Raw genomic sequence first — 6,284 nt, 5'->3', positions numbered from 1 at the left:
GGCCCGCGGGGTCCGGCGGCCTGCCGACCCTCCTGCTCGTGCTCGGCATGTTCGCCATCGGCGCCGGCTCGGCGGCGGCGCTGCAGGCGCGCTTCGCCGCGACCGACCTCGCCGAGCCCGAGCACCGCGCCCGGAGCCTCGCGCTCGTCGTCTGGGTCGGCACCGCCGGTGCGGTGGTCGGTCCCAACCTCGGCGTGCCCGGGACCGCGGTCGAGCGGGCTACCGGGCTGCCACCGCTCACGGGGGCCTTCGCGATCGCCGCCGTGCTGCTCGCCGTCACCGGGGCTCTCGTGGCGTGGCGCCTGCGTCCCGACCCGCTCGAGGTGCTCGCCCGGCACGCGCCCGACGTCGACCGGCCGAGCGGCGCGCCGCCCCTGCGCGTGCGCGCGGCCCTCGTCGAGGTGCGCGCGTCACCCTCCGCGCTGCTCGCGCTCGTCGCGCTCGTGACCGCGCACGTGGCGATGGTGTCGGTGATGACGATGACGCCCGTCCACCTGACGCACCACGGTCACGGCGTCACGGTGGTCGGGCTCACCATCAGCCTGCACGTCCTCGGCATGTTCGCGTTCGCCCCGCTCGTCGGGGCGCTCGCCGACCGCGTCGGCCGGGTCGGCGTCGTGGTCGCCGGTCAGGTGCTGCTGCTCGCCGCGGCGGGTCTGTGCGCGTGGGGCGACCGGTCGACGGCGGCCGTGGTGGTCGGCCTCTTCGTGCTCGGCCTGGCCTGGTCCCTCGTCACGGTCCCCGCGAGCGCGCTCCTGACGCAGGACGTCACCCCGGCCGCGCGGCCGCTCGTCCAGGGCATCAGCGACTCGACGATGAACGCCGCGGCGGCCGTGGGGGCGATCGCCTCCGGTCCGGTGATGGCGGTGCTGGCGTTCAGCGGCCTCTCGGGCGCCGTCGCCGCGCTCGTCGTGCCGGGCCTCGGCGCGGTGCTGGTGCTGCGGGGACGCCTCCCGCGGCTCGATCCGCTCTGACCGGCAGGCCCGGCCCGTGGCCGGGTCAGCCGGGGACGGCGACCCACGCGGAGAACACGGGCACGCCGTCCCACGCCGGGCGGCCGAGGTCCGTGGTGGTCCAGGGACGCTCCGGGTCCGGCACCCGGTCCATGGCGACCGCGAGGACCGCGTACGGCCGGTCGAACCGGATCGTCGCCCGGCGGACCAGGGCCTCGACGGGCGCCGCGGCCCCCGCGCGCATCGCGATCGCGGTGACGGCGGCGGCCTCGAACCCGTCCTTGCGGTAGGACGCGACCGCGACCTGCCGCGCCTCGAACGCCGCCGGACGGGCGTCGGGGCGCAGGAACCGCTCGAGCGTCTCGAAGGCCGCGCGCACGCCGGGCGCGCCGCTCAGGTCGACGTCGGTGCTCGCCCGCCACGCGGGCAGGACGGCGTCGACCACCTCGACGGGCGCGCCGCCCGCGACCCGCTCCGGCGCCTCGGTGACGGTCCACGCCGGGCCGGTCCCGAGCGGCAGGTCGGCGAGGCGGAGCACGACGGCACCCCCGCCGTGGCCCGTCACCAGGTGCGCGACCTCGCCCGCGGCGGCGTGCACGGCCGCGGACTCGACGCCGTGGTCCGCGACGACGGAGATCACGTGCAGCCCGTCGTGCGACGTCGCGACGTGCACGCCGACGTCCGCGGCGGCCGTGGTGCGGGCGAGGAACCGGCGGTGCCCGGCCGGCGCGGCGAGCGCGGTGGTCGCGACGTCGCCGAACGCGCCGCCGAGCGCGCTGGGCGCGGTCTCGTCGAACGGCTCCGTCCACGCGATGTCGGTCGCGAGCGCGGACGCGAGGACGACCGCCGTCGCCGGGGTCAGCTGCACGGGGAAGTTCGGGACGAGGCCGCGCGTGCGCCCGCAGGCCCAGGCGTCGGCCTGCTCCGGGGTCGGGACCGGGCCGGTCTCGACGCCACCGCCCAGGCCGTCCGCCCACCGACGGAAGGCGGGGGCCAGGTACCTCGGCTCGGCCCACACCGCGACGGCGGCCGCCACGGCGGGGTGGGGTGACGCCACGAGCTCGGCCGCGCGGGCGGCGGCGTCGTCGGCCGTGGTGCCGAGGACGTCCTCGATCTCCGCGCGCGCCGCGCCGCCGGCCGCGGGCGCGACCGTGGCGAGCAGCACCCACAGCCCGAGCGGGCTGCCCACGGCGTGACCGCTGAGGCACCGGGCGGCGAACGTCCCGGCGAACCGGGTCACGAGGGCGGAGGTGGCGACCATGGTCAGACGATCCCAGACACCTCGTCGTGCGAGGTACGCGTCCGCTGCCGGTGGCGCGCCGTCCACCGTCGTCGGTCCACCGCGCGGAGGGCAAGGGATTCGAACCCTTGGTGCGGGGTCACCGCACAACGGTTTTCAAGACCGTCGCCTTCGGCCGCTCAGCCAGCCCTCCCGGCCGCCGGCACCCCGACGACGCGGCGCCCATCATGCCAGCCGGTGCCGTCGGCGGGGCCGATCGCGCGCCTGCGGGACCTGCACCGGGCGACGCGCTGAGGTGCACGCCGCCCGGCGCGGTCCCCGCGACTCGGTCGCGCGTCAGGCGCCGCCGCCCGCCGTGGTCAGCGCTGCACCGTGTCGTACTGGACGAACCAGCTGCCCATGAAGTTGGCCGAGACGTACCAGCCGCCGGAGGGGCTGCGGTACGTGTACATGTACCCGCTGCTGATCGGTGTCTGCCCGGACAGGGTCCACAGCGTCGCCGAGGCCGGCACGGCCTGAGCGGCGCCCCCCGGGCCGACCGCCAGTGCAGCCGCCATGACGAGCGTCGTCGCGCCCGCGATGAGCTTCCTCTTCATCGTCGTCCTCCTGCGTCGTGGATCCCCAGCGGCCCCCGTGCGGTGGCCCGTGCCCGACGGTAGGGCGCGACGGTCGGCCACGTCCCCGGTCCGCGGCCGGAACGTTCCGGCCGCGCGCGGGTGCGTCTCCGGGCTCCTGCGGGCGTCAGGCGTCCCACCAGCCGTCGGGCCGGCCCGGGCTCGCGACGTCGAGCGCGTAGATCGCCGCGACGCGTGCGAGCAGGGCGTCGTAGGTCGCGATGGCGCCGACCTCCGGGTGCGCCACCGCGATGCCGAGGTGGATCGCCTGGAAGGGCGGGAGCACCGACGACGCCATCGCCGCCGACTCGAGGGACTGGTCGAAGAACCGCACCACCTCGACGGAGGTCGCGATGCGGTGCGCCTGCTCGCGCGCCACGGGCCCCAGCGGGAACGCGGCGCGTTTGAGCTCGGTGAGCCCGAGGGGCGACGTCAGCAGCTCGGACGCGTGCTCGGAGGCGAACCGGAGCCAGGACGCCGCCTCCGGACCGGGCGCCAGCGCCCGGCTGAGGGCGGAGCCGTCCGCGTAGATCATCGCCGTCCGTCCTCGGTGTGCCCCGCGAGCCGCCTGTCCCGCCGAGCCTAGCCACGCCTCGAGGTGCGGCCGTCCGGTACGAGGACGGGTGGACCCGACGCACCCGCCGTCCGACCGCGGGCTGATGCCGCGCAGCCCGCCCGCCGGGATGCTCGGACCCGTGAGCACCCGCGCACCGTCCGCCGCACCGGTCCGACGGCCCGACGCACGCCGCCCGGTGCCCGCGCTCGCCGCCGGGCTCGCGGTGCTCGCGCTCGGCGCGGCAACCGCCGTCGTCGGGATCCCGCTGCTCAGGCCCGAGCCGGGGTGCGCGTCGGCGCGCGACGAGGCGCTGAACGAGGTCTTGGCCGGTCGCGACGAGCTCGACCTCCGCCCCACCGGCACCAGCGAGGCGGTCGGGCACCGCTCGGCCGGCTGCGACGAGGACGGCGCCGCGAGCGCGACCGTCCGCTACGACGGCCTGGGCCCGGCCGACGTCGTCGCCCACTACGACGAGGTGCTCACCGAGCGCGGCTGGACGCGCGTCGGCGACGTCCGGGACCGGGGCTCCCTGCCGCCCGTGGCGTGCTGGAGCGGCACGGTCGACGGCGCCGAGGCGCGGTTCGCGATCGAGACGACGGCGCCCGTGGACGACGCCACGACGCCGGGACCGAGCTACCTCGTCGTGCTGCGCGCGGCGCACGACGTCGATCCGTCCTGCTGAGCCCGGGGCCCGGGCCTGGGCCTGCGCCTGGCCCCGCCACGGCACAGACGCCGACGGCGGCGTGGGTCGCCCCACGCCGCCGTCCGGCGTCCTGCTGCCCGGCGCACCCGCCGGGGGTGCGGCCGAGCGGGTACGTCAGCCGCGCAGCCGCTCCATGGCGAGCTGCACGAGCGCGATCAGCGTCTGCTTGGTCGCGGCACGCGAGCGTGCGTCCGTGTACATGAGCGGCACGTGGGCGGGGACCGAGAGGGCCTCGCGCACGTCGTCGAGCTGGTGCCGGGCGACGCCGTCGAAGCAGTTGACCGCGACGACGAACGGGATGCCACGGCTCTCGAAGTAGTCGACCGCCGGGAAGCACTGGTCGAGACGCTCGGTGTCGACCAGCACGACGGCACCGATCGCACCGCGGACCAGGTCGTCCCACATGAACAGGAACCGGTCCTGCCCGGGCGTGCCGAACAGGTACAGCCACAGCGACCCCGGCAGCGCGATGCGACCGAAGTCCATCGCGACCGTCGTGGTCGTCTTCCGGTCGGTCACGCCGCCGGCGTCGTCGACGCCGACCGAGTGCTCCGTCATGGCGGCTTCGGTGTTGAGCGGCTCGATGTCGGAGATCGAGCCGATGAAGGTCGTCTTGCCGACGGCGAAACCGCCTGCGACGACGATCTTGACGACAGTGGGTGCGACACCCCCGCTGACCGGTGTGCGGTCGGCCACAGCGGCGGTGTCAGAGGGCGGATATGCCATTGAGAACACTCTCCAGCACGCTCAGGGACAGGGCGGGGGACTGACCGGTGTGGACACTCACCGGCGTTGAGGTGTGGACCCGGACGAATCCGGACTCGGACAGGTCCGTCACCAGGATGCGTACGACACCGAGCGGGAGCCGCAGCAGTGCGGACAGCTCGGCGACGGACACGAACGTGTGGGCGGCGTGCTGGAGGATCGCGCGCTTCTCCGGCGGCAGCCCCTGGCTGCTGACCGCCCCCGGGAGGACCTCGATGAGGGCCTCGAGGGGGAGGTCGGAGTTCGCCGCGCGGACGCGACCGCCGGTGACCGCGTACGGCCGGACGGTGCGCGCCTCGTACTCCACGCCGGCGTCGTCCTCATGGTTGGCCATGGGCTCGCTCACCCGACCGGAGCCCGCACCGCACCGTTGACCGGCAGGTTCCCGCGCATCTCGGTGACGAGCTGCGGGGTGAGCGTGGTCTCGGTGCGGGAGACGAGCATGGCCATCTCGTAGCCGATGAGGCCGACGTCGCAGGTGGCGTCCGCCACCACGGCGAGGACGGATCCGTTGGAGACGCTCATGAGGAAGACGAAGAGCTCGTCCATCTCGATGATCGCCTGACGGACGTCACCCGCGTGGAGCTGACGGGCCGCACCGCGCGTGAGGCTCGACATGCCGGCGACGATCGCCGCCATCTGGTCGCCGCTGGTGCGGTCCAGGTTCTCCGACATGGCCATGAGAAGCCCGTCTGCGGAGACCACGAGCGTGTGCCGGGTCCCAGGGACCGTCTTCACGAAGTTGTCCAGGAGCCAGCCGAAGTTGGCTGCCTCTGAGCTGAGCGCTGTCACTTGTCCTCCTCGAGGTTGCCGGCCTGCTGGCGGCTGGGGATGGTGCGCGCGGTGGTCACCATGAGGTGGTCCGCTGGTTCAGGTCGGTGTCCGGCGTGGTCACGGGTTCCCCGTGGCCGTTGCTCGAACCGTCCTCGTTCCCGGCGGAGGTGGCCCCGCCGGGGGTCTGTGCGGCCGCGTCCGCGGCCGGGGTGGCCTGCCGGCCGCGGCTGGTGCCGGACTGGAAGCTCGACAGCAGCGAACGCACCTGGTTGGCGTCGCGCTCGACCCGCTGGCCCGACGGGGCCAGCTTGATCTCCGGTGCGGCCGGGATCGTCCCGGGCGTCCGGCGTGCGAGCGTCGAACCACCGCTGGCGGCAGCGGGCCGGTAGCTCGAGAGCTGGCTGAGCTCGGCAAGCGCCTGCTGCGCGATGTCCGCCCGTTGGGCGAGCATGTTCGTGACCTCGTCGTCGAACGCGCCGGAGCCCGACTGCGGCGTGAACGTCTGCGGGGAGAACGTCTGCGGCGCGAAGGTCTGCGGGGCGAACGACGTCGGCGCGGCCTGCTGCGCCGGCGGGGTGGCCGGCTGGGCGGGCTCGTGCGGCGGCTGGTGCGGGCTCGGGACCGAGGCCGTCGGGCGCGCCGGCACGGCCGGCCCGTCCGTGGGCGACCAGCCCTGGGC

Annotated in this window: 9 protein-coding genes and 1 tRNA gene; 2 read left to right on the top strand and 8 right to left on the bottom strand. The window is 75.5% G+C overall.

The window, feature by feature from the left end:
• A partial coding sequence (locus tag ICW40_RS17250; RefSeq protein ID WP_221655239.1) for an MFS transporter occupies positions 1–974 on the top strand: 974 nt, incomplete at its 5' end.
• Positions 975–999: 25 nt separating this feature from the next.
• Here the strand turns inward: ICW40_RS17250 and ICW40_RS17245 are convergent.
• The 4 genes from ICW40_RS17245 to ICW40_RS17230 all read right to left on the bottom strand — a co-directional run bounded on the left by ICW40_RS17245 (position 1,000) and on the right by ICW40_RS17230 (position 3,342).
• Positions 1,000–2,214 carry a hypothetical protein gene (locus ICW40_RS17245; RefSeq protein WP_221655238.1) on the bottom strand — a complete coding sequence of 405 codons (1,215 nt, stop codon included), beginning with the start codon at positions 2,212–2,214 and terminating at the stop codon, positions 1,000–1,002.
• An 84-nt stretch (positions 2,215–2,298) separates the two neighbouring features.
• Positions 2,299–2,386: transfer RNA gene (locus ICW40_RS17240), tRNA-Ser, on the bottom strand.
• 166 nt (positions 2,387–2,552) lie between these two features.
• Positions 2,553–2,789, bottom strand: coding sequence for a hypothetical protein (locus tag ICW40_RS17235; RefSeq protein WP_221655237.1), 237 nt, complete (start codon positions 2,787–2,789; stop codon positions 2,553–2,555).
• A 145-nt stretch (positions 2,790–2,934) separates the two neighbouring features.
• Entirely contained in the window at positions 2,935–3,342 is a 408-nt protein-coding gene (locus tag ICW40_RS17230; RefSeq protein ID WP_221655236.1) for a hypothetical protein, read from the bottom strand.
• Between the two features lie 160 nt (positions 3,343–3,502).
• Here ICW40_RS17230 and ICW40_RS17225 point away from each other — a divergent pair, with 160 nt between their 5' ends.
• Positions 3,503–4,045 carry a hypothetical protein gene (locus tag ICW40_RS17225; RefSeq protein WP_221655235.1) on the top strand — a complete coding sequence of 181 codons (543 nt, stop codon included), beginning with the start codon at positions 3,503–3,505 and terminating at the stop codon, positions 4,043–4,045.
• A 135-nt stretch (positions 4,046–4,180) separates the two neighbouring features.
• Here ICW40_RS17225 and ICW40_RS17220 read toward each other — a convergent pair whose 3' ends face one another.
• The 4 genes from ICW40_RS17220 to ICW40_RS17205 form a co-directional block, all read right to left on the bottom strand.
• Complete coding sequence (locus ICW40_RS17220) at positions 4,181–4,792, bottom strand: GTP-binding protein (RefSeq protein ID WP_199424507.1); 612 nt, start codon at positions 4,790–4,792, stop codon at positions 4,181–4,183.
• Complete coding sequence (locus ICW40_RS17215; protein ID WP_221655234.1) at positions 4,773–5,165, bottom strand: DUF742 domain-containing protein; 393 nt, start codon at positions 5,163–5,165, stop codon at positions 4,773–4,775. The genes ICW40_RS17220 and ICW40_RS17215 overlap by 20 nt, the downstream gene beginning before the upstream one ends.
• Positions 5,166–5,173: 8 nt before the next feature.
• Positions 5,174–5,623, bottom strand: a complete 450-nt coding sequence (locus ICW40_RS17210; RefSeq protein ID WP_199424509.1) for a roadblock/LC7 domain-containing protein — start codon at positions 5,621–5,623, stop codon at positions 5,174–5,176.
• A 55-nt stretch (positions 5,624–5,678) separates the two neighbouring features.
• Positions 5,679–6,284, bottom strand: a 606-nt coding sequence (locus tag ICW40_RS17205; RefSeq protein WP_374199176.1) for a hypothetical protein, incomplete at its 5' end; no start/stop codon positions are given.

The organism is Actinotalea ferrariae (assembly GCF_019733465.1).
Classification (GTDB): Bacteria; Actinomycetota; Actinomycetes; order Actinomycetales; family Cellulomonadaceae; genus Actinotalea; species Actinotalea ferrariae_A.
This window is presented reverse-complemented; position numbering and strand designations above follow the sequence as displayed.